At 63.4% G+C, this 243-nt stretch carries 1 pseudogene; it reads left to right on the top strand.

The window, feature by feature from the left end:
- Positions 1–243, top strand: a pseudogene (locus J5M56_RS26295) (LLM class flavin-dependent oxidoreductase); the annotation flags it as partial.

The following is a 243-nucleotide window of genomic DNA, read 5'->3' as shown; positions in this document are numbered from 1 at the left end:
CGTGGCTGTCGGGTACCGCGGATAACTTCGGCAAGGACCAGCACCCGCCTCATGCCGTGCGCTACCGCATTGCCCGTGAACATGTCCAGGTAGTTCAGGGCCTGTGGGACTCGTGGGAGGACGATGCCTTCCCTCGGGACCGCACTAGTGGCCGCTTCCTAGACCCGGCCAAGTTGCACGCCCTCAATCACAGGGGCGAGTACTTTTCGGTGGTCGGGCCGCTGAACATACAACGTTCGCCGC

The sequence above is a fragment of the Pseudomonas sp. 51_B genome (assembly GCF_017491595.1).
In the GTDB taxonomy this organism is placed as follows: Bacteria; Pseudomonadota; Gammaproteobacteria; order Pseudomonadales; family Pseudomonadaceae; genus Aquipseudomonas; species Aquipseudomonas promysalinigenes.
This window is presented reverse-complemented; position numbering and strand designations above follow the sequence as displayed.